The sequence below is a fragment of the Paenibacillus sp. TAB_01 genome, assembly GCF_043945595.1.
In the GTDB taxonomy this organism is placed as follows: domain Bacteria; phylum Bacillota; class Bacilli; order Paenibacillales; family NBRC-103111; genus Paenibacillus_S.
Window position 1 is genome coordinate 3,717,307 of record NZ_JBIFNP010000001.1, and the last position, 25,384, is coordinate 3,742,690.

Below are 25,384 nucleotides of genomic sequence, written 5' to 3' on the forward strand. Positions count from 1 at the left end.
CGGCTGTTATCCCCGCTTCGCATGGGCAAATATGATACCCAAAAACATTTTATCGGCTGAAAAGTATACTTTATCAAGGATCGGCACGCTTTAGTGTTATGATAGAACAGACGCTGCGAACGATAAAACATAAAAAGGAAGTGCTTCCCTTTTGGCTTATTCTTGGAAACGCAATCTATTCGTGCTGTGGATCGGCGCCTTTCTAGTCAGCATGGCTTATTCGGTCTCCATCCCGTTCCTATCCATCTTCTTGCAGGACGATCTGGGGGTTAATGATCACTTGGAGGCATGGACAGGGGTCATCTTTGCATTAACCTTTCTCTCCAGCTCCCTGATCGCGCCGTTCTGGGGCTCGGTTGCCGATAAATACGGGCGAAAGCTGATGATGCTGCGCGCCGGCTTTTGCTTATCCTTGGCTTACTTCCTGTATTTCATTGTACAAAATCCTTACGAACTGATTGCCGTCCGCATTCTGGAAGGCCTGCTCGCCGGCTACATACCGTCCGCCATCGCTCTGGTTGCAACCAATACGCCGGAAAAGCATGTCGGCTATGCCTTAGGCATCATTTCGACGGCCAGCGCCGCCGCTTCCATCATGGGACCGCTGGTCGGCGGCTTCGTGAGCCATCTGATCGGCCCTCGCGATACCTTTTTCGTTGCCGGAACCCTCGTATTCATCGCTTTTATCATTGCACTGCTTTGGGTAAAAGAGCCTTCCTTCAATAAATCGGAGGGCAGGCGTTCCTCGGTTACGCAGGATTTGAAGGCAGCCGTTTCTAACCGCAAGCTGATGCTGGCGCTGCTGGTCGTATTCGTGACCTCCACATCGATTATGATTTTGGAGCCGCTGTTAACGATCTATGTGCTGAAGCTCGGCTCGGATTCCTCCACGGCCTCGCTGCATGCCGGCATTATTTTCTCCGCGGTCGGCGTAGCCGCTTTAATCGCCGCTCCGCGATGGGGTAAGATCGGCGCGCGGATCGGTTACGAGAAGGTGCTGTTTATCGGTCTGCTGGGCGGGGGAATCGGGAGTTTGCTCCAAATTGGCTTTCACAGCCTGATCGGATTCGGCTCGCTTCGGTTTGTGTACGGTCTGTTCTTTGCAGGGGTGTTTCCTGCGCTTAACGCCCTGATCGCCAAATATACCGACCCGGGCTTCCGCAGCCGGGCCTTCGGCCTCAATCAGTCGGCCAACCAATTCGGCCTTCTCATCGGTTCGCTGATCGGCGGGCTGATGGCAACCCAGCTGTCCATTCCATTCGTTTTTGCAATGAACGGAACCCTTCTGCTGCTGGTGGCCGTGCTGTTGAAGGTTCCGCGCTTCGCCCTGGTCTCAGGGAAAGCCTCACCCAACGAAAGCTCGCATTCTCCGAGCGCATAAGATCAGCTATACCAATTGTTCATTGAGCAGCTCTTTCGGCAGCCTTCCTTCGAGTCTTCTTATTCCAAAGCCGAAGCGGAAACGTAGATGAACCGCTCGAAGCGTGCCATGACATGGCTCTTCTGCAGCGGATGGCGTTCATATAGATAGTCGACGAAATAGCCCGGATGCTCTGAATTCCCCTGGAACATATCGTAGTGCAGCGGGATCACCGTTTCGAACCCGGCCGCGACAGCCAGCTCGGCGGCTTCCCTGAAATTCATATTGCCGATAATGTTTTTGGCATTCCGGAACACATCGCGTCCGTTAATCGGCAGCAGACCTAATTCGATCGCCTCGGCCTGAAGCGACTCAACCAGACCCGGATAAACGATCGTATCGCCTGCGTGATACATCTTGACGCCGTTCATCTCCAGTACGTATCCGACACAGCGGTAGCCGAGCTCGGGATCGTACTCCAGCTCCTCATGCGCGGATGGAAGAGGCTTCACACGAAAGCCCGCTTCGCTTCTCCATTCATCCGTTCGGGCCGTCACGATGTGATCGTCAGACACGCCAAGCTCCAGCAGCATTTCGCGGCAGCAGCCCGGCGCCATATAGCGAATGTCCGGCTTCGAGGCGGCCAGCGCCTGAATCGTCCGTTTATCGAGATGATCCGAATGCTCATGGGTAATCAGCACATAGCTGCCGTCCGCTATCTTATCCGGCGCAAACGGCGGATCGAAGCTGCGGCTCGGCGAAGGGTCCAGGTACGGGTCGATATAAAGAACCGTCTCCCCTCCCTTTACAATGATGCCGCATTGGCCGATAAACCACAGCGCGAGCATGCCATAAGGAACCTTGGTCGCAGCCACCTCGCGGACCAGATCGTCGCCGGTGCGATGTTTATGAATGGTTGTCAATGATATGTACCCCTTTCCTCTTATCGTTGCGCTCCGGGGTTACACACCCAGACCGCCTGAAATGGTAAGCTCCGTCCCCGTCACCTGACTGGATTCCTCGGAGAGCAAGTATACCGCCCCGTGGGCCATGTCCTCCGGAGTCTGCATGCGTCCGCTCGGTACATAGCTTTCCGCCCGGCTGATCAGCTCTTCGGCGTTCTTCCCCATGCTCTGATGAACCTCTATTTCCCCTTCGGAAGCAACCCAGCCGACGGTAATCCAGTTGGAGCGGATATGGTCTCTCATATAATTGTGCGCGATGTGACGGCTTAGCGTAAGCAGCGCCCCTTTGGAGCAGGAATAGGCGGCGAGATCCTTCGCCCCCTTATAGCCGTTCAAGGAGCCCATATGGACAATGGATCCGCCGCCGGTGGACAGCATCGCCTGAACCGCATGCTTGGTGCAGAAAAAGGCACCTTTTACATTGACGTCCATAATCGTATCGTACAGCTCTTCGGTCGTATCCACTAGGGATGAACTGGGGTAAATTCCCGCATTGTTCACCAGTCCGTCCAACCGGCCGAACCGGCGGACGGCCTCTTCAATCAGCTGGCGGCAGGCCTCCTCGCTGCGAATATCGGCGTGCAGGAAGACAGCCTCCGTCCCGTATGCTTGCTTAAGCTCTTGGGCGGTCTGCCGTCCTTCCTCCTCATGGATTCCGTTCAGAACGAGCCGGGCGCCTTCCTCGGCGCATTTCATGGCAATGCCTTTACCGATTCCGCGTGTCGCCCCTGTAATGACGATGGCTTTATCTCTCAAACGCTCTCCCATAAACTGCAGCTCCTCCTATTGAACAATCGAAAAAGCGCTTACACATCCGCTTTCCGATGCATCTAATTTGTTTCCCGGCAGGCTTGCGCTGCAGCAAAGGAACCGCCCTTTGAAATTTAAAGGCAGTCCCTTCCGTGCAGAACTTACTTATGCTAAAACTTCGACGGCAGAACCGCATCCGTCACAAGATCCCACTCGTGAATTTCAAATCCTCTGGCTCCCAGAGCTACATAAGGGTCCTGGCCCACCCATTGCTGTACTTCCTGCTCCGATTCCGCAATATACACGACAAGACCGCCGGCGCCGTCAACAAAACGGCCTCTGGCAAAAATTTTCCCTTCGCTGTTCCGCTGCGCCAAGTAATCCAGATGCTGCTGGCGGTACTCCTGGCTTTTTTGCTGATCCTTCATCGGTAAAAAAACTGCAAAATACTTCATCCGTTTCTCGTCTCCATTCTAATCAAATAGGAAGTTGTCTCCAATTCAGCGACATACGTCTATACTATCATGGATTGCCTGGAGTTTGCCATCCATATCCGCACGATGTCTAAGCTCGTCTGATCCGGTAACGAAACAGCGCTCCGGGAAGTCCTTGGAATTGGAGCCTGCCTTGGCCGATTAAGGTCCACAGCCGGTAGTCGATGAACGAGTCTCCCACCAGCTGCTTCCACTGCATGAGCGCTTCGCCTGCCGCACGGCCTGCATGGACGAATGAAGCGTCCTGGAGCTCCGACTGCAGCCGGTCTATAAGCGCGAGGAGCGGCTCATCAAAATAATGCTCAGGGACATGCTGAATGGCCCCGTCCCTCCATATTCTCAGCGTGCTTCCGGCACCGGAAAGCTCCAGCCACTCCGCCTCGAACCGCCTTCTCTCCCGCTCCGTCAGCAGCGGAAGCGCATCGCTTCCCTGCACGATTGCCTGCAGCGATTCAAATGGAATCTCCCCCTGGGCAATCGGCTCTTGCCCCGGATCGCCTGATTGCGCCATAGATGCGTAGGCACGGGTTCCATTGACAATCCGGATCGGATTGCGCTTATGCCTAAGCAGATGCAGTACGAACCTCAGCGCTGTCTGGTCATGGGCATTGTCGTAGTGCCAGATCGTAATCCGCTTCTCTGCCGGAATGTCTGCAAGAGTGGTAAGCATGGCTCCAATCTGATGCTCGCGATGATGAAAGCTGTAGTGCAAATAACATGGAAACCGCTCTATAAACCAATGATTGCGGCGCTGCTGGCCTTCCGTTTCCTCCAGCGCATCCAACGGGCCGAGGGAAAAAAGAGTATCGAAGGCCAGCACCCTGCTCTCCAGCCTTCTGCCCAGATTGCTGAGCGCCACCTTCATCGCACCGGCATCGGACTGACTGAATACGAGGTGAACCTGATCTCTGCGCGCCTCTTCCTCCTGTTGACTTTGACGGGCGGAAGCGAGGGTTTCCTCCCACCGCTGCAGCAGCGGCGTGCTCGTCCCTTCCGCGGACGCCTCCGTCTGCTCAAGAAGCGCCAGGACAAAACGCCTGAGCTCCCATGGGCGAAGCTCGTCAATCTCCTTCTCGAAGCTGTGCACCTGGCTGCTCCTTTCTCCCAATAAGGGCGGATATGTATTAGCAGCATAGCCCCATTTTACAATAGCTTCCCTTCTTTTCCCAGGTCAACCGGCAAAAAGAGCCCAAGCTTACCGAAAATCCGGCATGCTCGAGGCTCTTTGACGGCTATACTCATATCATGCTTTTGCTGATGACAAAATTATCGGCCATCATTGGCCATATGGCCGGGTCCTCCATGCCTAGCCGCCATAGTGCTATTCCGCGAATACCCATCCGGTGGGCAAGCTCCATCTTCGCCTGAATGCTCCTTGCATTCTCGAACCAGACCTCGTGCGGATCTCCGTTCTCATCCGTGTAAGCGAACATGGGCGTTTGCGTCTTTTCATCGAAAATAATGTCCTTGCCGTACTTCTTCGCTAAATTCATCGCCATGTCGTAGGTGGAATACTTGCTTCTATTCGTTCTCAGGTTAAAATCAAAGCCGAAGACGGATAAAGCCGCCGTAATTTTGCCCGCAGGCATCTGGGTTACCGCATACCCGACGACGCTTTCCATCCAATCGATCGATACAACGGGCCCCGGACCGCTTCCCGGCCAGCCGTGCTCATTGTACAGCATCAGAACGAAATCGTCGGCGACCCTCCCGATCAGCCGGTAATCAAATGGGGCCGAGAACAGGTTCGACGGATCCTCCGACGTTTTGGACGGAACATCTACGGAATAGTAATAACCGTGCTCCTTCATGACGCGGCCCAGTTCCGTATAAAAAGCCGACAGCTTCTCCCTGTCCTCGTAGCGCACATCCTCGAAATCGATATTGATGCCGTCAAAGCCGTACGCCTGAATAAGCCCGACAATCTCTTCTATAAATGTGCTCCTCGTCTCTTCGGAATCCAGCATTTCATGAATGACATCCTGGTTGACGCTCGGTTTCCCCGATTCATACAGCAGGTTATGCAGAGTAGGCAGCATCTTGATATTATGCCGGTGACCGAATGCGATCACCTCCCGCATGTAGTCATCTGTGAACGAAGCCGGAAACTTCTCAATCTGCGTCGGATGCTCCCTTGAGATGCGAAAATGGAACATCCCCGTATTGGATAGCTCGGAGGTATTCCTGACAAACGAATCGTAAGAGCTTGGCAGCGTGGCGCTCTCTTGCTCCGTGTAGAAAGCGAAAACCTCTTCGATGGGCTGCTCTCCGCTGTGGGGACCAGCCGTCCGTTCGTCCGGTGCGTCCAGGCCGTACGCCCGTCATATAACCTGACTTTTATCCAATTCCCCATAATCCCTGTCACAGGCAGTCTCGCGCCGCGGTCGATTTTGCCCGCAATGGGTGCCTGCGTGCTTGCATAGCCGCGAAGGTTGGCTGTATTCACTTGAATAATGAATTCCGTATAGACGGGAATAATCAGCTTTTGTCCAATCGACAAATCGGGCGACTTCAAATCATTCAGCAGCATGATAGCTTCTATCGTCGTATCGTATCTGTTGGCGATATGATAGAGCGTGTCCCCCGATTTTACGGTATATTCCACAGGCGCCGAAACCGGAATAAACAGGCGCTGCCCTATAGCCAGCTTGTTGGAAATCAGCCGGTTCGCCTTGATCAGGGCTTGCACGGTGACCCCGTATCTTTGGGCAATCAAAAACAATGAATCTCCAGGGTGAACCACATAAATGATCACTTTTATTCCGCTCCTCTGTACAGCATCGTATTACCATCGTATGCACGACGCCCAGAAGAAGGGACAGCGGAAAAGATTTTTTCTGTAGGCAGACTGCCTCAGCCTGCCGGTTTTTTGCTCGGTCTCTTGCATAAGGTCGCTGCCGCGATGACCAATAGAGGGATATTAAAAGCAATATTGTTTAAGAGAGGCCAAGTCACGTTCACTCCGGCCACGAATTCCGATTCATTGCTGTACATCGTAACCGAAAGCAGGAAACAGATAAAAGCAAGCGGGCCGACAGCTAACCGGGGATCGTCCAGCGAAAACAGCTTCGCCCATACCTGCGCCATGACGAACAGAACAATAGAAGCTTTCATGTACGATCCGGCGATTAGTGAAAATCCGATCACCGATTCCACCCGTTCGAAAATTTCCTGAACGTAAATCAAGCGTGCCAGCTGGTACAAGGAATACTTGAGCTGGCCTGCAATAGGCCCTTCGGCCATGATGGTGCAGAAGACGGAAAAGGAAAGAATAAGGCCGACCGCAGCATAGGAGATCAACAGCTGCTTCCTCCCTTTCCCCTGCTCGTCCTTGCGGACAAACGGAAGCAGCATCGTAAACAGGCCGCATTCCGAGAAGGGAAAACCGTAGGCCATATACATGCCGTGCAGCATCGGCTTGATTCCGTCCGGCATGATGGGCAGCAGCAGCTCGGGATGATAATTCGGCGCCGTCATCAGGAGGACGACGAAAATAAATACGAGCATGGAGGTGGTCAGCACGAGGAACATACGGGCCATCACCTCCAAGCCCGCTCTTACGGTAAGCACGGCCATGAAGAAAAAGAGGCCTTGAATGACGGAAGAAGGCGTATTTTTGAGCATGGTGCTTTTAAAAAAAGCGCCGATCCCCATCACAATCGCAGGCAGCATCCAGCAGAGTCCGAAAAGCAGCAGCACGCTGAAAGCTTTCGTAAGCCAAACGCCCAGCACCTCCCTGCTCCACGTCAGCAGATCCAGGTCCGGTGAGCGCTTTGAGATGTACAGGAGACAGCCGAGCGGCAGCATGCCCGCCATACAGCCGAAAATCACGGAAAGCCAGGCGCTGTTCCCGGCGGCTTCCGCAATAGGAGCCGGAATATTGACGATCGCCGAACCTGTCCCATATGCCAAATACAGCATGGACAGCTGAAAAGCGCTAACGGGTTGATTCGTTCTCATCCAATCACTCCTTTATCCGGCATGGCTTCATCAGGAAGGAAGCTTAATCGCATTAACAATGCTTTTAGCTGCGCGTCCTACCCCAAGCTCGGCAAAATCGTCCAGATTCGGCCAATCTACGCCTGTTACGTAAATAATCGCCAAATAAACGGCCGGAATCGTCAGTAAAGCGTAGACGATCCGATCCTTGCGCTTGCCTGACTTCCATAACCGGTAATCATAAGCAAATAAAACACCCGTCAATATAATAATAAGCAAAGCTCTTACTACCACAGACGCATCACTCCATTAGGGTAAACCGCTCTTTTTATTTCGAGAAAGGCGTTCCCGCCTCCATCCCGGTATTCAAGATGTCCAGCTTGATCTGAATGTCGAATTGGCTTTGGGCAAACCGGTTGTCCCAATCGGGCTTAAGCTGCTTCCATACAGACGGGGACGAACCGGTACAGCTTATTGCCGATGCCGAGCGCATCCAGCTGTTTCTTTTGCAGCGATGCGATGAATTTCTGTAAATCCGCATGCAGCGTCCGAAGAATCGATTGCTCGAACGCCTGCTGATCCTCCCTCGTCTGGAGCGAGCTGCAGCGCAGTTCGCCTACCGCCGCCCTCATTTCTATATGGACGGCAACCTTTACCGAATCCTGCGTGACCGAAGGGATCGCTTTCGATTTAACAAGCATCACTTCCAGCGATTCTTTGCTGATCGGGTGCTCCTCGTCGGCGGCCGTACCCGTACAAGGGAACTCGTAAATCCCCCGGTCGTATTTATTAATCAGCATCAAAAGGCTTTGGGTATCTGTCGGCGACACAACGGTCACCAGCTTACCTTCTTTAAGAATCGCGGTTCCCGCAATAGATAATTCATTATTCTTATCATTATGGTAGGCATAAGGAAGCAGAGCGATTTTGGTTTCGTTCTTCAGTTGGATGGCGAGATCCAAAAGCGGCGTACTGGTCGTTTTGGCCGTGTACCGGATGACGAATTCTTCGATCCGCTTGAGCTGCTGACCGATCGTGTACTCGATAAACGGCTGAATGCTCAAGTAATCCTTGGCCTTTCCTTTGCAAATAAGCACATGAACGGTAGCTCTGGGCTCGTGGTCGCGCGAGAAAAAATCGAGCATTTCGCTGACCTTCCGGCTTTTGGCCAGCTCCTCGCTGATCAGGATGATGCGCATATGATCCCACTTCGCCTTCCGCCCGAAATGAATCGGAATGTCCCGGATCGCCTCGAATACGGTATCGTCCTCCGTCGTAATATTAAGTCCCTTGGAGGACGGTTTATTCGGCACGCTGGGATCACCCCCGCTGCTGGACGGATTGTAAAAATGCGTCGTCAGCCTTACCCCGCCGTCCGGCGCTTGATCCAGCGCCACAGCCTGTACAAATCCGTATTCCGTGAGCTCGGCTTTATCTCCGCATCCCGTCAAAAGCGGCAGGCAAGCGATGCCCGTAAGGATCGACAACCGGATTTTCATCAATCTCACTCTCTTTCCTCAGAATCGGCGGCTCCCCCTTTCTCCACGGACCGGGCCAGCCGATACCTCGGCGGCAAAATAAATACCTCTCTGAATTTCTTGAAATCGAGCGGCGCCATCGGAGCCAGGTACGGATCGCCAAGCGACCTCATGCAGGTTAAATGGAGCAGTGTCAGCAAAAATCCGATCATGATCCCCAGACCGCCCAGCGTTGCAGCCAACACCATCAGCGGAAATCTCAGGATGCGGATCGCCGTCGACAAATTGTACTGGGGCAGAGCAAAGGACGCGATCCCCGTTAACGCGACGACTATCACCATCACAGGAGAAGCTATCTTCGCCTGGATGGCCGCTTGGCCAATGACGAGCGCGCCCACAATGCTTACAGCGGAGCCGATGGGCCGCGGCATGCGAATGCCGGCCTCCCGCAGCACCTCGAAGAAAAACTCCATCAGCAGCGCCTCCAGAAAAGCCGGAAACGGAATCCCCTCCCTCGTATCCAGAATCGTAAGCAGCAGTACCGTCGGCAGCAGCTCGGAATGGAAGGTCGAGAGGGCAATATAAGTGCTGGGCAGCATAAAAGCCATACTAAACGCGATCATGCGAAGGATGCGGATGACGGAAGAGTAAATCGTACGATGATAAAAATCTTCGCTTGAGGAGAAAAATTCAAAAAAATTGCAGGGACAAATTAACGTAGTTGGCGTACCGCTCATCAACACGACGATTTTGCCGGCCAATAAGCTGGATACCACCGAATCCGGCCTTTCGGTATACCGGACCTGAGGAAACGGCGTATACATGGATTCTCCGATCCAATCCTCCAGAAAGGAGGTTTCCGTAATTTCCTCCGGACCGATGCCGGCGATGCGACTCTTGAACTCCGCCAGTACGGAAGGCCGGACAATGCCTTCCAGATAGCCGAAGGCGACGTCCCGCTGCGCTACTTTGCCGACGGTAAACATCTCCATCTTTAACCTGGGGGTTTTCAGCAGTCCCCGGAGGAGGCCGATGTTTTTGACCAGATCCTCGACAAAGCTCATATGAGGCCCCTGGACAACGGGCTCCGTAATCGGCTCCGTAATCTGTCTGCCCATTGTATCGTTGGCGTAATAAGCTAGCGCCTTGTCCCACCCGTCAAAGAAAATGACGATATTGCCGTTCATCACTTTACTGACGGCAGTTTGAAAATGGTCCACGAGGTGAGCCGATTGGGACGAAACTCCTTGGTGCTCAAAGAAAGAGATAAGCTCCTCCGGCGTTACCGTCGTTCCCGGACCAACCTCATGAGTGACAAGATCCTGCAGCGAAGCTTTCATATAATTCAGCTCTTTGGTTTGGACCAAGGTATGAAAATAGACCGAAAAAGCTTTATTTGCAAGTCCGGGACCGTACCTCCACTCTAATAAAACGACATCCTCGCAATCGCTGAACACAGCCTCAACCTGCCTGCGGGCCGTTTGCAAATCGGCCGGGATCGGCGAAAGCGCCTCAGGATCCGAAGCTGCTTCATATGCAGACATCCCTTGATCCGCCGGACTGCGGAGCGATCTTTTATGGTGAAGCCACCATTTCCACATGCATTCGTCTCCTTCCCGTTAATGGAAACCGCATATGTTACTATTCCCTTTTTCTATCTTCCAATTCATGCTATGGAAGTCAGGCATTGGCTTACAGTAAATCGCGCAGCCCATATATAAACAAAAAAAGACAGCCCGATCGGGCTGCCTGCTCCTGCTCCAACTATATAATTTAACGGACCGATTCCCGTTCCTTCTGCTCGCGTTTGGCTAAGCATTCCTGCTCCTGACAATCCGAGTAGTAGGTCATGACCTTTTCCGAATCGAAGGTACCGATCTCCGTCTCGCAGTGCTTGCAGATAATGACACCTAAATCCAAGCTAACCGGGGAGTTTTCCATACTAGATCCACCCTTTCCGTTAATCAGATGTATCAGTTCAGCTACTCGGCTTATGTAAGCCTACTGCTTATTGCATCATGCTAATACTTTCATCAGCTCCTGCATAACCATGTTAATGGGAACGCCTATCACGGACGATGGAAGCAGCACTGCTATCCCTTTGGGTGAAGCGCTCTCAAACTAACCGGACTCGTCGTGCAGGATACCGGGCAAAAGCAGACGGTTGTTCTCGGGTCATCCAATGAACCGACCCTCATCTTCAACATCAGATCCCTGTTCGTCCTCTAGCGCGGCCATGAGCCCTTCCGAAGCCCCGATGGCAGTATGCTTCATCGCTCCTTTCATGCCTGAAATGGAACTTTTCAAGAGCATCCCGTGATATATTATGTATTATTTATTTATATTGTATATCATATATGTGATTTTGTATATATAAAAATGAATTTTTTACTAATTTTTTTTCATTCTGCAAATTTAGTGCACACTATATAAAAAGACGCTCCCTATGCTAAGCATAAAAAGCGTCTTATTTGCATTTGCTTCAAGGAAGCCTAAGCTTCCGCCTTGACGGCGGCCGGAAACCTGTAAACAATCGCCAGAACGACCGCAAGTAAAAGAACCGGCAGCCAAAGCAGCGCAACCGGGAAAAATGGCTCCGCCGCGGCTGCAGCCACCGCTCCGAGGCAGTAAATGAGGATCGCCAGCAGACGCAGCAAGGACTCCTGGTTGAACGTAAATTGACGCTCCTTCTTGCGCAGGGCGCGAAGCTGGTGCATGGCATCCTCGATGACGTTGGCCAGGTTATTCGTCAGCACGGTCGTCGAAATGCCAGCGATGCCCAGCCTCCGCGCAGCGGTAGTCTGCATCCCCATAGCCGTGCTCAGAACAATGATGAGAAAATAGACGCTGTAGTTTGCAGGGTGCAGCATCGACCCGATAGCGAATAACAGAAGAAAAAAGGCCTCCGCACTTAAGGCGGCAGTGACGGGTTTAGGCCAGAACAGCTTCTCTTTCCCCGCGCCGATCATGACGGCCGCGATCGCCGTCCCCGCGATAAAGCCGGCCAAGGCCACTAGGGTACGCAGCACGGCAAGCCCTTCAGCCTGTCCGATCGCCATCCCCATGAGCACAATATTTCCCGTCATATTGGCCGTAAACACATGTCCCAATCCCTGGTAACCAATGACGTCCACAATGCCGGAGACAAAGCAGAGCAGCAGCAAAATGGCATTCCGAGACGTTTGCATATACATCCTACACACTCCCTTCAACAAATACAATCCAGCATTTAGCATACCACAGATAGTCCGCGATCGGCATAGATGCCGCACAGAATCAGCCGAAAGAACAAAAAAAGCTCAGTCTCTCGGCTTTCCGCCTGAGACTAAGCTTTCAATTCCTGCCTTGATTAGGCTTCCATTGCGGTTTCTTCCGTCCGCTCTTCCTTCCATGGCTGCCGGCTTCTGCCGGTCAGAACGCCAAGCATTTGCCCGGTTCCGAGCGCGGTACACTCCAGCGGCTGCTCCGCAATCTGAACCGTCACCCCGGTCTCCCGGCTGATCCGTTCGTCAATCCCCTCCAGCAAAGCGCCGCCGCCGCACAGCAGAATCCCCTGCTCGATCACATCCCCGGCGAGCTCCGGCGGACAGCGTTCAAGCGTGGCACGAATGGCCTCGATCAACGATTTGAGAAAATCGTCCACTACCGCATAAATCTCAACAGAGCTTAAGCGGATCGTTCTTGGCAGCCCGGTGATGCCGTCACGCCCGCGAATATCCAAATGACGCTCCGCCGCGGCCGGGGAGGCCGTGCCGATCTGTTTCTTGATCATCTCCGCCGTCGGTTCGCCGATTTCCAGATTGTACTGCTTCTTGACATAATCCATAATATCCCGATCGACCGACATACCGGCGCGATGGATCGTATGGCTCGCTACAATGCCTCCCAGAGACAGCACGGCTACCTGACAGGTGCCGCCGCCGATATTGAGCACCAGATGGCCTATCGGCTCATCGATTCTCAGGTTGGCTCCAAGCGCCGCCGCCAACGGCTCCTCTACCGCAATCGCCTTCTTGGCCCCTTTGTGAACAATGGTTTCCTCAATCGCTCTTTTTTGAACGTTGGTGATGCCGCATGGCACCGATATGTAGATTTGCGAGCTTCTCAGCAACCGCGAGCGCCCTTGAATTTTTTTTATAAAATGCTGCAGCATGCTGCTCGTTTTGTCGAAATTGGCAATGACGCCGTTTTTCAGCGGGTAGCTGATGTCTACGTGCTCAGGGGCTCGTCCGATCATGGCCTGCGCTTCGGCGCCGACGGCCAAGAGCTCTCCGGTATTTTGATTGGTGGCTACGACCGAAGGCTCGTTTAAGACAATCCCTCTTCCTTTCTCATAAATGACCGTATTGGAAGTCCCCAAATCAATTCCGTATAATTTATCAAATCTTTTTAACATGAAGAAATTCCTCCTTTATTGTTAATCCATGTCAAAGCTTGGAGGGAGATGACTTTGTATAGTATTCTTCATGGCTTTCCGTTTTGTGGGGGGCGCCGCTTATTCAGGTGCATGGAAAAATCTCACAACCTTGCCCGGAACCGAAAAAAAACCATCCAAGCGGTTGAAACGCTTCGAATGGTTTAGTAAGTCCGGGACGCGGTGGGCTTAGCTGCGCGTCGTTTGAAACAGCTCAATGCGTTCGCCGTCCGGTCACTTCGATGAAGAAATAACGGGAGCCGTTCGGAAGGGTAGTAATGGCATCATCTACAAACTTCACGTTAAGCCCTTGAATCCGTGTCCATTCCTCCTCGATATCATCGACCGTAAAGGCGAGATGATGTACTTTGCCTTCTGCCGGCAGGCTGTCGTTGTAGCCTTCAACCAGCTCCAGCTCCGTCTCATCCTCATTCCGGAACCCGAGAAAAGCAAGCCGGATGACTCCGTTCGTATGCGGTAAAATCTCCTTCAGCTCAAGCCCCAGCACCCGCTCGTAAAATGCGGCGGAAGGCTCTATCTGCCTTACCATAACGCCGACATGCTCCATTTTTTTGACAGCCATGCTCATCCCTGCCTTCTTGTAAACTTGATTCAGAGGATAAGGATTCGCTGTTTTCCTGCGAAATCCTGCTAAGCGGGCCGGCCGGTCTTACCTTGTCATTGCCGTGTTGGCAGACGCCCGCTCCTTCTTTAGAAGCGGAAGCAGCAGCAGAGCTCCGATCAGGAACAGAACAGAGCTGCCGGCAAATAGGAAGAACAGCGAAGTCATTTCCTTCAATCCCCCGGACAAGGACATTCCGACGACCATCATCCCCATAAATATAGGGGTCAAAGCTCCGCCGACACGGCCGATAAAAGCCGCTTCGGTGTTTTTTATAATCATCGTTTGAATCCCGATGTGAATGCTGGGATAGCTCAAACCGCAGACGATTTGCAGAAGGATCGTAAGCGCCGTGTTATGCGACCACCCGACTCCAATCGTGCCGAGGGCGCTGACCAGCAGTCCGCACGCCAGCAGCGCCTGCGGTCTGATTTTTTTGGCGGCAGTCATAATCAAGCCTCCGCTGACAAGCATCGCGAACCCGTTGGCCATCATAAGCCACTGCAGAAAAGACTTGTCCTGACCCAGATTCTCGATAGGGATAAAGACAGTCAGCGGCTGGATGCAGCCGGCAGCCAAGCCCGAAACCGCGAAGCTGAATCCCAACGAGCGAAGCACACGGTTCTTCCCTATATAGCGAATGCCGGCCACAAGCTCCTCACGAAAGCTGCCGTTCTTTTGGCTCTGCGGCCCCTTGGCATCCCGCGGCAGTGTCGATAAAACCAGGGCCGAGCCCATAAACATGACGGCCATTATCAGCAAAGAGGCCTCCAGGCCAAACCGCTCATAAACCATCGTTCCAAGCACGGGACCAATCACCATAAATATGGCCATCAACGATTGAAACATGGCCATGACGCCTTGGAGCCGCTCCTCCTCGACGTGCTGCTTGAACAGCTTCATGGCCGACGGCTGGGAAAATTGCGACAGAACGCTGGATACGAAAGCAGCAATAAATAATGCATGCCAAGCGCCGGAGGAGATCACAAGCCCGACCGCTAAGCCGGACAAAGCCGACAGCAGATCGCACCATACCATAGTTCGTTTGGGCAGCCACCGGTCTGCAAACGTCCCTCCGATGAAAGCGAAAATAAAAATGGGCGCATACTCTGCAATGGAAATCAGGGATACGAAGAAAGGATCGTTCCCGGTCACATCTGTGACATACAGAAGAATGGCAAAATTTCTGACCCAAATTCCAAGCTGAAGCAGAATTCGGGAGCAGACGATTGTACGGACATACCGATTTTTCAACAATGCTATAACTCCCTCTCGAAAATTTTTAAACAAACATTTTTAGTTAAAGTTTGTTTATAGTTAGATATTATATTATTTTGTTTGTTATTTTTCAAACATAATTTTATTTTGTCTAATAAAAAAAGCCATCCCCTCAAAAAAAGGAGCTGACTTCTTCCATCGACTTATAACGAATGCAATTGGCGCAAATGCCAGGAGGACACATTCTTATTGATTATGTAAAATAGCTCCATGTGAAATGGATGCCCCAATAGTCTTCCTCCCTCTACATAGAATTGACAAATTGGATGGGCCAATTGAACCAGGATTGGCTGGTTACGGCTCAACCGATTCTTGTTATAGTCAGGATGCAACAACAACTTTCATCTTGACGAGGTGCATTCAGATGCCGTTATATGGATATTACATTTTATTCGCAACCATCATGCTGCTTGCCTTGATCGGGACCATTCTCGTAGGCGTCTCCCAGAAAAACAAAGAGGGCAATCCGAACTATGACATGAAAACCAAGGGAAATTGGTCAAGACTTTCCTGGATTTATATCGCAGCCATTATTCTCGGCTATCTCGCCCTTGTAGTTTATATCGTCCGATCCAATACGTGAAAGCTCAAAGAACTTAGCCGGAATCCATATCCGCTAAGCTCTTTAAGCTTGATTTTGCCATTCTCATTAGCTTGGCTCCTCCTCCGCCGCCGGATTCCGGCCGGCAGCCCGCTTCCGGATTTTAAAGATCAGGTACACGATTACCGGAATGACGGGAAAATAAGTGAAATCCCAGGTGGCCCAGTAAGGATTCATCGAATTGAAATAGACGATATTCGGCGACATGATTAAAGCGTATCCGAAGATAAGCGTGCCCAGCGGCACCGTCAGTCTCCGGTAATCTTGAATTTGAACCAGCTCGGCCAAGCCTTTGATAAACGCGTAACCGTAAATGACCATACGAAAATAGGTACTCAACAGCCAGCTGATGGCAAGGATCGCTTCCACTCGCTCCAGAAAGTGGCCGATGCCGATTTTTTTGGCTAACGTATAGGTTGAATACATTTGATGCTCCGTGAGGTAAGCTCCTAATACAAGAAGCGACATCAAAACAATAGCAAAAATGGCAGCTCCCCCGATGAGAGAAGCTATGACAAAATCTTTGCGCAGATGTTTATTCACCGCTACATTCGGGATGATCATCCACATGACGAACAGCTCGGTAAAGGGGAATGCGATGAAAAATAAAGAGCCATGAACCAGCGTAGGCAGATCACTCTCCAGGACGGGCGCCAATTGATCCAGCTTCACTTCCGGCATGAGAAGCAAAATAATGGCAATAAACATAACCGCAAAAATGAAGAGCAGCGCCTCAGCTGTTCGTGCAATCGACTCCAGTCCGCTGCGGATGGCGACGACAAACAAAATGACCATCAATAGACAAATGACTCTCATCGGTGTTTCCGTCATCATCTGCGTTGTAACAAAGTCGCCGATTTCCCTGACTTGCGTCGCCGCATCATGGAACATCACGATCAGATAAAAGAAGGATACCGCGGCGCCCGCCCATGTTCCCAGCACTTGCTTGTGAATCTGCACGAGATTCAGCCCGACGAAGCGCTGGCTGTACTCAAAAATAAGCCAAGCGGTCAGAGTACCGAGCACAAGGCCGATCAAAGCGGCAATCCAGGCATCCTGATGGGCAATTGCTGCCATGTTAGACGGAAGGAAAAGCAGCATATCGCCGATGACGAAAAAAATAATAAGGACCGACATCTGCTTGGTGCTGATCCTCTCTATCTTCAAATCTCCTCAACCTCCTTCCGAAAACATCGCGGCAATCCAATCATTGACAGGCTTATATACCCATACGAGAAGCCGAAACGGGCTCGGTAAATTATTATCGTTCCCTGTAATGATACAGAGAGCCGTTCCCATAACGAACATCAGCCCGTAAACCACCGCTTCTTTTACCTTCCGCCGTTTGATGAGCTTGGGAAGCTCCAAGACTGCAGCCCCTACGGCTGCAGTGAGCACAATCCCTGTAATCACCCCGAACATAGGCCCCTACTCCTTGATGTTGTTCTCGAATGAATTGTTGGTTGTTCCGGTTCTTCGAATCGTGACGTCGATATCATAGTTGACTTGTAACCGGGGAAACCGTTCTTTCCATTCCTCTTCCAGCTTTCTCCAAGCCTTGGGATCCTTTCTATACACGGCTTGCCCAAACCCGAAAATATCCACGTTGAATTTGGATTTCACCTTTTGAATCGTTTGCTGGAGCTGTTGTTTAAGCTTGGTTTCGATCTCCCGCTCAATCCATACGATCGTTTCAGGCTTCTTAATGTCGATTTTACATTCGACTTCACCTATGTTGGATTCGTTAATTATTCTAAGAAGTATAACCGGCTCCCCCTGCTCAAAGCTTACTTTGATATCGGTGTCCGTCCGAAGCGTTTCGAGCGCAAGCAGCCCCCCATCGGGACACTTCAAATGTCCAACGGTGCTCTTGACATTGTTCCTTATGTAATTGTAGCCTTTGCTTTCTTCCTCATTCAGCCAGCCGACCAGCTTGTCCTTGTCGAAGACCGCGAGTCCTGCCGCTTGCATCCAAGCGCCATTCTCGATCTTATCCACATTGGATTTGCTGTCGCCCACCGCCTGGTTGCCGAACACCTTCACGCCGGGCAGAACCGCATTCAAGCCGCTGGTTACCAACTGAAGAATCACTTCATCCATTGTAACGGTTGTGGTGGGAGCCCATGTCCTGGAGGCTGTGTCCAGGGAGTAGAACAAGTTATGGGCAGGTATTTTCTCCAGCGAGGTCATGACCTTCAACACTTCCTCCGCTGCCATGCCTCTGGACACCATAATATAATAATCCGTTCTCGCTTCAGGATTGCGCGACAGCAAATCCAGGGTTGTACCGATCCCTTCTTTGGCCAGCGACTCCCCAATGATCAGGACACGGATATGCGCAGAATAGATTTTTCTCGGACTGGTTTCCGTTAGCTTACGGAATGCTTCGAAAATCGTCGGCGCACTTGCCTTGTATAAGGTCACCGGTGACCTGCCGCTGTTGAGTCTCGTTGAAACCTCGCCGGGGACAACCACCTGCACAGCTACCTGATATTGATCACCAATTTTATCAATGGCCGTTCCCATCTGAATGCCGAGTTCATTTAACTCTCTGCGGTTCCAGCAGGCGGTCAGCAGAGTCAACAGCAGCACCCAAACACACAGCCGGGCCCCCTTTCTCAATACCGATACACCTCTTCTTTATCAAGTCTTGGTCTTGGGACTGGAAGTCTTCGGCTGCCGCCATAAGTTCTCCTTGACTGTGGACATAGGCCTCGTCGTCATTCTAGGCCACGGCAGCCGGAATAAAGTGTCCTTTTGATCCTTTCCATGAAAAGGGGATAGCGAGCTTAAGTACGGAACCCCGAACGAACGCAGACACGATAAATGGATAACGAGCAGCAGAAGCCCCACCATAATGCCGATTAATCCGAAGGAAGCCGCCAGCCCCATCAGGATGAATCGGATCATCCGAACCGAGATGGACATGCCTGCAGCGGGGATAACAAAGCTGGAAATAGCGGTAATGGCTACGATAATAACCATAACTGCCGATACGATGCCGGCTTCCACCGCCGACTGCCCGATGACCAGCGTGCCTACTATCGAAACGGCTTGACCTACGGTCTTAGGCATGCGCACGCCGGCCTCCCGAAGAATTTCGAACGTCACTTCCATCAGAAGCGCCTCGACAAAAGCGGGAAAAGGAACGCCCTCACGCTGCGCCGCCAAATTGATCAGCAGATTGGTCGGCAGCATTTCCTGGTGAAAGGTCGTGACGGCTATATACAGAGACGGTGACAGCATTGTAATAAAAAAGGCCATAAAGCGCATCATCCGCAGAAGCGTGCTCACATCAGCCCGTTGATAATAATCTTCCGCGGATTGAAAAAACTGGACGAACAGCGCTGGAACGAGCAGCACGAACGGAGTTCCGTCGATGACAATGGCCACCTTGCCCTCCAGCAAACCGGCCGCAATCGTATCCGGCCGCTCGGAATTGTACACGGTAGGGAAAGGCGTCAGCGTCTTATCCTGAATAAATTCTTCAATGTAACCGCTCTCCAGGATACTGTCGATACGGATTTGGTCCAATCGGCTGAAAACTTCCTGCACCAGGCTTTCCTGAGCGATCTGCTTCATATACATGACCGCGACATTCGTCTTCGTCACGGTGCCGATCTGCCTTCCTTCCAGCCAGAGCCGGGGATCTTTAATTTTCCGGCGAATGAGCGCCGTATTCGTGCGCAGATTTTCCGTGAATGCCTCCATCGGTCCCCGCACGACCGTTTGCGAGGTAGGTTCGCTGACATTGCGGTTCGTCCCAGCCGGCCGCTCCGATATGCAGGGCTTCGGTATAGCCGTCCGCCAGCAGCACCACATCCCCGGAAAGCACATTGTCAAAGAGGCTGTCCATCTCCTTCAGCAGACCGATATCTCCAACGGTCAGCACGTCCTCTTTCAGAAAGAACAGCAAATTCCCGGACGGAGCATCTGCGCTGCGCTTGTCGTCGCTTAACAAAGCGGCAATAATCGATTGGTTCAAGACATACGTATCGACCAAGCCTTCAATATACACCAACGCGATATCTATCGCGCCGAAGCTCATTTCCTTCACGACCAGATCCTGGCTGCAGCCGAATCTCGCTTGGATTTCTTCGATATTCAGGCCAATTCCGGCAGACAACGCATACTGCGGCTTTGAAGCTGCAGAAGTATCATTCACGAAGCAGCCCTCCCCCTGTTTACCCATCATGTTGTAATATTATCCAGAGTGAGGCGGATTATACGGAGCCAGCCTATTTCTCGTGTGCAAAATAACCGGTTTCATTTCCTGGGAGTTCCCGGATTTCATTTCCTTCGCTGAATATTTCCCCCAAAAAAATAAACCGCGATATCCGCGGTTTGAACTTGTTAAGGAACCCCTCACTTGGTGGGGGACACTCCGGTGGGGTATCCTCCTCCAGCCGCTGTTAAAATCCGTGAATTGGATTAGATTTGAAGGTATTTTCACGGATTTTAAAGGCGGACGTAAACTAAGCGTTTTTCGTAGAAAAAGGGGCTTCGTAAGCTTAGATACCCCACCTGCGTCTGTGTTCATTTTTCACTTAAAGCAGGTTTCTCGATAGCCTGACCGCGGTATCCGCGGTTTATTTGCGCAGCAGCTCCTGGATCTCTATATCCAGTTCCATGCCAAGCTCGTCCTTCCATTTTTCTTTCATTTGCAGATAGAGCAGCCGCATCCCGGTTATATTTCCCGAACTCTTCATTTCATGCAGCAGTGAAATATAGTACGATTCGGCATAGGGCTCCATCTCAATCAGCTTACGCCAAATGCACTCCCGAAGATGACCGCCGACCTGCTGCGTACAGTTCTCAAGCGCCTGCTGAAAAGCGGCCCGCTGTTCAAGACGTCTGGGCTGAGCCCAGCCATAATGCTCCGTCTCCAAGTAATCGCCGCGGTATAAACCGATCAGCTTCTCCACAACGGGCTCGGTCTGCACGTTCTGCATGGCGGCCTCAAGCTTCTGCAGATCGCTCTCAATCCATTCGCAGTGCAGCGTGTACCGCTCGTCCGCAAAATGAATCATCTCGGGATAGCCCAAGGACTTAAGCGTCTTGCGCAGCCGGTACATCGTTGTATGAAACAACGCCTGCGCCCGTTCCGCCGTCAGCTGAGGCCATAACGCTTCCAATATGTGGAGCCGGTACACCGGCGCGCCACCGTGGTGCCAGAGCAGCGCGAACAGCTCCTTCGTCTTCTTCGTTCGCCACGACACCAGCGTACCTGCCGCATCGTAGAGCTCCATACTGCCCAGCACATGAAGGCGAAGCTTCGCTGCCGGTGATGCGGCTTCTTCGATAGGAACGGAAGCGGCCGCAGCCGTTTGAGGCGCTTGGGGAGCGGGGCTGCGGTCTTTATTGAACCGCTCAAGACTCTTGATCAGCCGTTCCTTGGAAACGGGCTTCAGCAAATAATCTCTTGCATTCACTTCAAATGCGTCCAATGCGTACTGATGATACGCCGTAACGAAAACGATTTTCAACCGGGGCCTTATGGCAAGCAGCCGTTCGGCCGCAGCCAATCCGTTCATGCCCGGCATTTCGATATCGAGGAAGATGAGATCGGGCTCTGCCTGCTCGACTTCGGCCAATGCTTCCGCCGGATGCAGATATTTCCCGACGATGGTCACTCCTCCAATCTCGGCTAATAGAATCTCCATTAAATCAAGCGCAATTTCCTCGTCATCCACCAACATCGCTCTGATCATGAATGTCCTTCCTCCGGCAAACAAAATTGTACCTGCGTCCCCTCAAGCGGCGTGCTGTGGAATTGCAGCTTTTGACCGAAAAGCATCTGCAGCCGGCGGTTTACATTTCCGATGCCTACGCCTCTCCCTTTTTCGCCCACCAGCTTTCTTCGAGCCTCCTCGCTCAATCCGATACCGTCATCTTCGACAATTATTTCTACCTGCCGCTGCCCTTGCCGGGCAATAATCCTCACCGTGCCTCCGGACTGCTTAGGTCCGATCCCGTGACGTACCGCATTCTCAACCAAGGGCTGCAGCGTCAAGGGCGGCAGCATACAATGGACACGCGGGTCAATCTCATACTCGACCTTGAGCCGGCTGCCGAAGCGAATCTGCTCGATGGCCAAATAAGCTCTGACCAGCTCCAGCTCCCGCTCCAGCGGCACCAGCTGATCTTCAAAGACGAACGTAAACTTGGCGCGCAAATAGACTGTCAAATGCTGGATGGTATCCCTCAGCTTATCTATGTTCATGTAGCTGAGCCCCACCAGCGCATTCAGGCTGTTATACAAGAAGTGAGGCGTAATTTGCGCCTGTAAAAAATCCATTTCCCTCCGAATCGCCTGCTCGGATGAGTGCTTCATCGCCAGCAGCGATTGAACCCGTGCACGCAGCTCCGCCAGCTCGAACGGCTTTTGCAAAATATCGTTAGCTCCGGCGTTAAAGGATGCGGACATGTCGCTCCACTGACCCGATGCCGTCAGCATTAACACCGGCAGCTCCGACAAGCTGTGCAGGCTGCGGATGGAGCGGCATACCTCCAGTCCGGAAATGCCCGGCATCATCAGATCCAGCAGCACCAGGTCAGGCTTAGGCGACCGCTGCAGCCGCTCCAGTGCCTCGTGTCCGCTCTGAACCGCAATACAGCTCAGCTTCATGGCCGTAATGGTGTCGATCAAAATTTTCAAATTCGACCACTCGTCATCGACAAGAAGGATGGTAAATTCCGCATCGGGACTGACCGGCGCCGCCGCAAATTCCACAGGCGCCATGCGCTGCTCCGAATCATCCGAAAGCGAAGGCGCAGTCTCAACCGCAGCCTCGGCGATCGGGATCGTGAAGGTGAAGCGGTGCCCCTCGCCAAGCTTGGAGTCGACCGTAAGCCATCCACCTTGCAGCTCTACCAATTGCTTCGTGATGCTTAAGCCAAGCCCGATGCCGGACGAGGTGTGCTGAGCGGCGTTATCCCCCTGCTCGAAGGGTTCGAACAGCCGGGCCTGCACTTCCTCGGCAATCCCCGGCCCCGTATCGCTGACCGAGACGGCCAAATACCCGTCCGATCTGACGGCCGATACCGTAACGGTTCCCCGCTCGGTATACTTCATCCCGTTTTCCAGCAGGTTGTACAAAATTTGCCGCAGCCGGTTCTCATCCGCATAGACGAGCGGCGTATCCAAGCCAAGCTCGTCGACGATCAGCACATGATGATTTCGCAGCGTAATAGACAGCATTTCCAGCACGAACCGGAGCGACATCCGCAAATCTACGGCAGTCTGGCGAATTTTGAGCTTTCCCTGCTTGATTAAAGACATATCCAGAATATCGTCGATCAAGCCGGCCAAGCGGCGCCCGACCAGATTGAGCAGCCGAATATTGTCCCGGTGAGGCGGACTCAGCTGCGTTTCCTTATCCTCCAGCAGCGTCTGCGATAAATTAATAATGCCGTGCAGCGGCGTCCGCAGCTCATGGGACGTTTTGGCCAAAAATTCGTCCTTCTGCCGGTCATAAGCCAGTAATTGCAAAGAAAGCTGCTCGTTTCTATTGAAGGCCGTCTGCAGTCTGGAATACGACAGAAAGGCTTGAGAGAACACGAGCATCAGCGGAGAGAAGACAATGAAATAAGGCTGATCCAACGCAAGCTCATAGCGGTACTGGGCAACGATCCACGACAGAATCAAGAAGAAGACGCCGAGCACGATAAAGAACGGCCGGTGGGCTTCCTTGCTCCGGCTGCGGAATAAGGCATAGAAGATGCAGATAAAAATGCCGCTTTGCAGCAGAAGATTCACCGGGAGCAGATGTGACAGCCATGCGTTGCCGGTTACAAGCGTAAGAGCGCTGAGCAGGTAAATAATCCAGCGCAGCGAACGAAACAGCCAATTATCCGGCTGATCCAGAAACCGGTAAATATAAAGAGCATAAAAGATAAAGGAAAAATAAACCGTCCAGACGATCATTTTTTGCAGCCATACAAATGAAAAATCAGGGATCAGGCTGGCTGCGATGATCTCATTGTCAATCGAGAAAAACAACCCCGTCATGAGACAATGCAGGCTGAAATACATTAAATACCGCTGCTTGCGCCACAGCTTGTACATCCCTGCGAAATACAGCGCAAAGACGAACATCGTCGTAATCAGCGCCATATCGGTAAGCCGAGACCGGTCGCGCCGCTTCAGCAGCTCATCGTTAGGCCCGAATTCCGGCGCCTGCACGAGCCCCCCGGTCATGAAATCGTAGCTTGCGATCTGGATAATAATTTCCACATCTCCCGCTTCCGCTTTCTCCGTACCGAAAAAAGGAAGATTGCTCGAAGCGAAGCCCTGTTCCGTTAGACTCGGAGTGCCGTTGCCGCCCAGCTCCGAGCCGTTCAAATAAACTCTGCTGGACAGCCTTACCTTTTTCATTCTCAGGCTGTAAATATCGTTCCGGTTCACCTTAACGATCAATCTGTACGTTCCCGCCCCGTACCCCGGAGTCCCGTTCGTTTGCACTAGGGCGTTCCAATTACCCGGAACTTTAAGCAGCGCGCGCGGCGGCTTCACTTGACCCGAGCTGTCGCGAAAATCGCCCGGCGTCAGAAGCTGCCCGGGATAAAACTCCCAGTCGCCTTGAAGCGGCATATATTCGTGCTCCTCGAAATTCCAGCCCCTTGCATCCAGCACTCCCTCTTTCGCCTGCGGGAACACCTGCTTATGATGCAGCCATAAAATAGTGAAAAATATGGTTACCACCAAAAAAAGGCCCGTCAGGGCAAGAATACGCCAACGTTGTCCGTTCATGTCTTTTATTGTTTTCATGAAAATATCCTTTTCTTTAAGCTGCCATCTAACCATCATAACAGAAACAACAAAAACCCTCACTAGTCATTCGTGAGAGAAATGAAGAAAAGAGATGAAATACCGCTAGACTCTTGCTAACGCGCTCAGCACCCGTTCCTTTTGAAACGGCTTTACCAGGAAATCAATCGCCCCTGCTTTGATTGCAGCTATAACTGTAGGTTGATCCCCGATTGCGGAACAGATAATGACCTTCGCCATGCTGTCCTTCCGCTTGATCTCTCTCAAAGCGGCAATACCGTCCATGTCCGGCATCGTGATATCCATCGTCACCATATCGGGCTTGAGCTGTCTGTACATCATAATGGCCTCCGTACCGTTCGCCGCTTCCCCGATCACGACATGCCCCTCAGCCTCTAATATATCTCTAATAATATTTCTCATAAAAGCCGCATCGTCAACAATTAATATTTTCGACATGATCTACACACCCCGGTGAATTTTCGAATGAACTTATTTCCTGACTGCGAAAAAACGATGAACTCATCTTACCACACAGGGACTGAACAATTTCTAAACATTTCATCAAAAATTACCGTGGTCCGGAAGAAAAATTGGCCGCCGGCCAGATCATGCTTATTAAAATATTAGGAATTGGATAGTTTCCGTCGTACGGCGCCTCTGCCCGGCCTATTAAAAAGGACTCCTCATAAGAAGGAGCCCCCGCTTCCATA

22 protein-coding genes and 2 pseudogenes are annotated in these 25,384 nt (G+C 52.1%); 2 read left to right on the forward strand and 22 right to left on the reverse strand.

Going from position 1 to position 25,384, the window contains the following annotated elements:
• Positions 1 to 151 precede the first annotated feature (151 nt).
• The gene (locus ACHHV8_RS17920; RefSeq protein WP_395160217.1) at positions 152 to 1,381 is read left to right on the forward strand and encodes an MFS transporter; all 1,230 of its coding nucleotides are present in this window, start codon (positions 152 to 154) and stop codon (positions 1,379 to 1,381) included.
• Positions 1,382 to 1,440: 59 nt separating this feature from the next.
• Here the strand turns inward: ACHHV8_RS17920 and ACHHV8_RS17925 are convergent, their stop codons facing one another.
• The 15 genes and pseudogenes from ACHHV8_RS17925 to ACHHV8_RS17995 all read right to left on the reverse strand — a co-directional run bounded on the left by ACHHV8_RS17925 (position 1,441) and on the right by ACHHV8_RS17995 (position 15,279).
• Positions 1,441 to 2,283 carry an MBL fold metallo-hydrolase gene (locus ACHHV8_RS17925; protein ID WP_395160219.1) on the reverse strand — a complete coding sequence of 281 codons (843 nt, stop codon included), beginning with the start codon at positions 2,281 to 2,283 and terminating at the stop codon, positions 1,441 to 1,443.
• Between the two features lie 39 nt (positions 2,284 to 2,322).
• Entirely contained in the window at positions 2,323 to 3,093 is a 771-nt protein-coding gene (locus tag ACHHV8_RS17930) for an SDR family NAD(P)-dependent oxidoreductase (protein WP_395160221.1), read from the reverse strand.
• Between the two features lie 152 nt (positions 3,094 to 3,245).
• Entirely contained in the window at positions 3,246 to 3,530 is a 285-nt protein-coding gene (locus ACHHV8_RS17935; RefSeq protein WP_395160223.1) for a YciI family protein, read from the reverse strand.
• Positions 3,531 to 3,639: 109 nt separating this feature from the next.
• On the reverse strand, positions 3,640 to 4,656 hold the full coding sequence (locus ACHHV8_RS17940) for a DUF1835 domain-containing protein (protein ID WP_395160225.1): 1,017 nt from the start codon (positions 4,654 to 4,656) through the stop codon (positions 3,640 to 3,642).
• Positions 4,657 to 4,807: 151 nt separating this feature from the next.
• Complete coding sequence (locus ACHHV8_RS17945; RefSeq protein WP_395160227.1) at positions 4,808 to 5,725, reverse strand: glycosyl hydrolase family 18 protein; 918 nt, start codon at positions 5,723 to 5,725, stop codon at positions 4,808 to 4,810.
• Positions 5,638 to 6,324: a LysM peptidoglycan-binding domain-containing protein gene (locus ACHHV8_RS17950; protein ID WP_395160229.1), complete on the reverse strand. Its 687-nt coding sequence runs from the start codon at positions 6,322 to 6,324 to the stop codon at positions 5,638 to 5,640. The genes ACHHV8_RS17945 and ACHHV8_RS17950 overlap by 88 nt, the downstream gene beginning before the upstream one ends.
• Before the next feature lie 98 nt (positions 6,325 to 6,422).
• Positions 6,423 to 7,529 (reverse strand): GerAB/ArcD/ProY family transporter, encoded by a 1,107-nt coding sequence (locus tag ACHHV8_RS17955; RefSeq protein ID WP_395160231.1) that lies wholly within the window; start codon positions 7,527 to 7,529, stop codon positions 6,423 to 6,425.
• 30 nt (positions 7,530 to 7,559) lie between these two features.
• Positions 7,560 to 7,802 carry a hypothetical protein gene (locus tag ACHHV8_RS17960; protein ID WP_395160233.1) on the reverse strand — a complete coding sequence of 81 codons (243 nt, stop codon included), beginning with the start codon at positions 7,800 to 7,802 and terminating at the stop codon, positions 7,560 to 7,562.
• A gap of 137 nt (positions 7,803 to 7,939) precedes the next feature.
• A complete protein-coding gene (locus ACHHV8_RS17965; RefSeq protein WP_395160235.1) occupies positions 7,940 to 9,007 on the reverse strand; it encodes a Ger(x)C family spore germination protein in 1,068 nt (355 codons plus the stop codon).
• Positions 9,008 to 9,012: 5 nt separating this feature from the next.
• Positions 9,013 to 10,587: a spore germination protein gene (locus tag ACHHV8_RS17970; RefSeq protein WP_395160237.1), complete on the reverse strand. Its 1,575-nt coding sequence runs from the start codon at positions 10,585 to 10,587 to the stop codon at positions 9,013 to 9,015.
• Positions 10,588 to 10,759: 172 nt separating this feature from the next.
• Positions 10,760 to 10,927: a GapA-binding peptide SR1P gene (locus tag ACHHV8_RS17975; protein ID WP_395160239.1), complete on the reverse strand. Its 168-nt coding sequence runs from the start codon at positions 10,925 to 10,927 to the stop codon at positions 10,760 to 10,762.
• Positions 10,928 to 11,478: 551 nt separating this feature from the next.
• Complete coding sequence (locus ACHHV8_RS17980) at positions 11,479 to 12,180, reverse strand: YoaK family protein (protein ID WP_395160241.1); 702 nt, start codon at positions 12,178 to 12,180, stop codon at positions 11,479 to 11,481.
• Between the two features lie 155 nt (positions 12,181 to 12,335).
• Positions 12,336 to 13,382 (reverse strand): rod shape-determining protein, encoded by a 1,047-nt coding sequence (gene mreB / locus ACHHV8_RS17985; RefSeq protein WP_395160243.1) that lies wholly within the window; start codon positions 13,380 to 13,382, stop codon positions 12,336 to 12,338.
• A gap of 207 nt (positions 13,383 to 13,589) precedes the next feature.
• Positions 13,590 to 13,983, reverse strand: a pseudogene (locus ACHHV8_RS17990) (VOC family protein).
• An 87-nt stretch (positions 13,984 to 14,070) separates the two neighbouring features.
• Complete coding sequence (locus ACHHV8_RS17995; RefSeq protein WP_395160245.1) at positions 14,071 to 15,279, reverse strand: MFS transporter; 1,209 nt, start codon at positions 15,277 to 15,279, stop codon at positions 14,071 to 14,073.
• 385 nt (positions 15,280 to 15,664) lie between these two features.
• Between ACHHV8_RS17995 and ACHHV8_RS18000 the strand changes: the two genes are divergently transcribed.
• On the forward strand, positions 15,665 to 15,883 hold the full coding sequence (locus tag ACHHV8_RS18000; protein WP_395160247.1) for a hypothetical protein: 219 nt from the start codon (positions 15,665 to 15,667) through the stop codon (positions 15,881 to 15,883).
• Between the two features lie 66 nt (positions 15,884 to 15,949).
• Here the strand turns inward: ACHHV8_RS18000 and ACHHV8_RS18005 are convergent, their stop codons facing one another.
• The 7 genes and pseudogenes from ACHHV8_RS18005 to ACHHV8_RS18035 all read right to left on the reverse strand — a co-directional run bounded on the left by ACHHV8_RS18005 (position 15,950) and on the right by ACHHV8_RS18035 (position 25,130).
• Entirely contained in the window at positions 15,950 to 17,068 is a 1,119-nt protein-coding gene (locus ACHHV8_RS18005; RefSeq protein WP_395160249.1) for a GerAB/ArcD/ProY family transporter, read from the reverse strand.
• 6 nt (positions 17,069 to 17,074) lie between these two features.
• On the reverse strand, positions 17,075 to 17,323 hold the full coding sequence (locus ACHHV8_RS18010) for a hypothetical protein (protein WP_395160251.1): 249 nt from the start codon (positions 17,321 to 17,323) through the stop codon (positions 17,075 to 17,077).
• A 6-nt stretch (positions 17,324 to 17,329) separates the two neighbouring features.
• The gene (locus tag ACHHV8_RS18015; RefSeq protein ID WP_395160253.1) at positions 17,330 to 18,523 is read right to left on the reverse strand and encodes a Ger(x)C family spore germination protein; all 1,194 of its coding nucleotides are present in this window, start codon (positions 18,521 to 18,523) and stop codon (positions 17,330 to 17,332) included.
• Between the two features lie 21 nt (positions 18,524 to 18,544).
• A pseudogene (locus ACHHV8_RS18020) lies at positions 18,545 to 20,093 on the reverse strand (spore germination protein).
• Positions 20,094 to 20,490: 397 nt separating this feature from the next.
• Entirely contained in the window at positions 20,491 to 21,612 is a 1,122-nt protein-coding gene (locus tag ACHHV8_RS18025) for a response regulator (RefSeq protein ID WP_395160255.1), read from the reverse strand.
• Positions 21,609 to 24,671: an ATP-binding protein gene (locus ACHHV8_RS18030; RefSeq protein ID WP_395160257.1), complete on the reverse strand. Its 3,063-nt coding sequence runs from the start codon at positions 24,669 to 24,671 to the stop codon at positions 21,609 to 21,611. Before ACHHV8_RS18030 ends, ACHHV8_RS18025 begins: the two co-directional genes overlap by 4 nt.
• A 105-nt stretch (positions 24,672 to 24,776) precedes the next feature.
• Positions 24,777 to 25,130 carry a response regulator gene (locus tag ACHHV8_RS18035; RefSeq protein ID WP_395160259.1) on the reverse strand — a complete coding sequence of 118 codons (354 nt, stop codon included), beginning with the start codon at positions 25,128 to 25,130 and terminating at the stop codon, positions 24,777 to 24,779.
• Between the last annotated feature and the right edge of the window lie 254 nt (positions 25,131 to 25,384).

Excerpts from the sequence above, each read along its gene's own strand:
- ACHHV8_RS17930 (WP_395160221.1), bottom strand. The coding sequence starts at position 3,093 with ATGGGAGAGCGTTTGAGAGATAAAGCCATCGTCATTACAGGGGCGACA.
- ACHHV8_RS17935 (WP_395160223.1), bottom strand. The coding sequence starts at position 3,530 with ATGAAGTATTTTGCAGTTTTTTTACCGATGAAGGATCAGCAAAAAAGC.
- ACHHV8_RS17945 (WP_395160227.1), bottom strand. The coding sequence starts at position 5,725 with ATGTTCCATTTTCGCATCTCAAGGGAGCATCCGACGCAGATTGAGAAG.
- ACHHV8_RS17955 (WP_395160231.1), bottom strand. The coding sequence starts at position 7,529 with ATGAGAACGAATCAACCCGTTAGCGCTTTTCAGCTGTCCATGCTGTAT.
- ACHHV8_RS17965 (WP_395160235.1), bottom strand. The coding sequence starts at position 9,007 with ATGAAAATCCGGTTGTCGATCCTTACGGGCATCGCTTGCCTGCCGCTT.
- ACHHV8_RS17970 (WP_395160237.1), bottom strand. The coding sequence starts at position 10,587 with ATGTGGAAATGGTGGCTTCACCATAAAAGATCGCTCCGCAGTCCGGCG.
- ACHHV8_RS17975 (WP_395160239.1), bottom strand. The coding sequence starts at position 10,927 with ATGGAAAACTCCCCGGTTAGCTTGGATTTAGGTGTCATTATCTGCAAG.
- ACHHV8_RS17980 (WP_395160241.1), bottom strand. The coding sequence starts at position 12,180 with ATGTATATGCAAACGTCTCGGAATGCCATTTTGCTGCTGCTCTGCTTT.
- mreB (WP_395160243.1), bottom strand. The coding sequence starts at position 13,382 with ATGTTAAAAAGATTTGATAAATTATACGGAATTGATTTGGGGACTTCC.
- ACHHV8_RS18000 (WP_395160247.1), top strand. The coding sequence starts at position 15,665 with ATGCCGTTATATGGATATTACATTTTATTCGCAACCATCATGCTGCTT.
- ACHHV8_RS18010 (WP_395160251.1), bottom strand. The coding sequence starts at position 17,323 with ATGTTCGGGGTGATTACAGGGATTGTGCTCACTGCAGCCGTAGGGGCT.
- ACHHV8_RS18025 (WP_395160255.1), bottom strand. The coding sequence starts at position 21,612 with ATGATCAGAGCGATGTTGGTGGATGACGAGGAAATTGCGCTTGATTTA.
- ACHHV8_RS18030 (WP_395160257.1), bottom strand. The coding sequence starts at position 24,671 with ATGAAAACAATAAAAGACATGAACGGACAACGTTGGCGTATTCTTGCC.
- ACHHV8_RS18035 (WP_395160259.1), bottom strand. The coding sequence starts at position 25,130 with ATGTCGAAAATATTAATTGTTGACGATGCGGCTTTTATGAGAAATATT.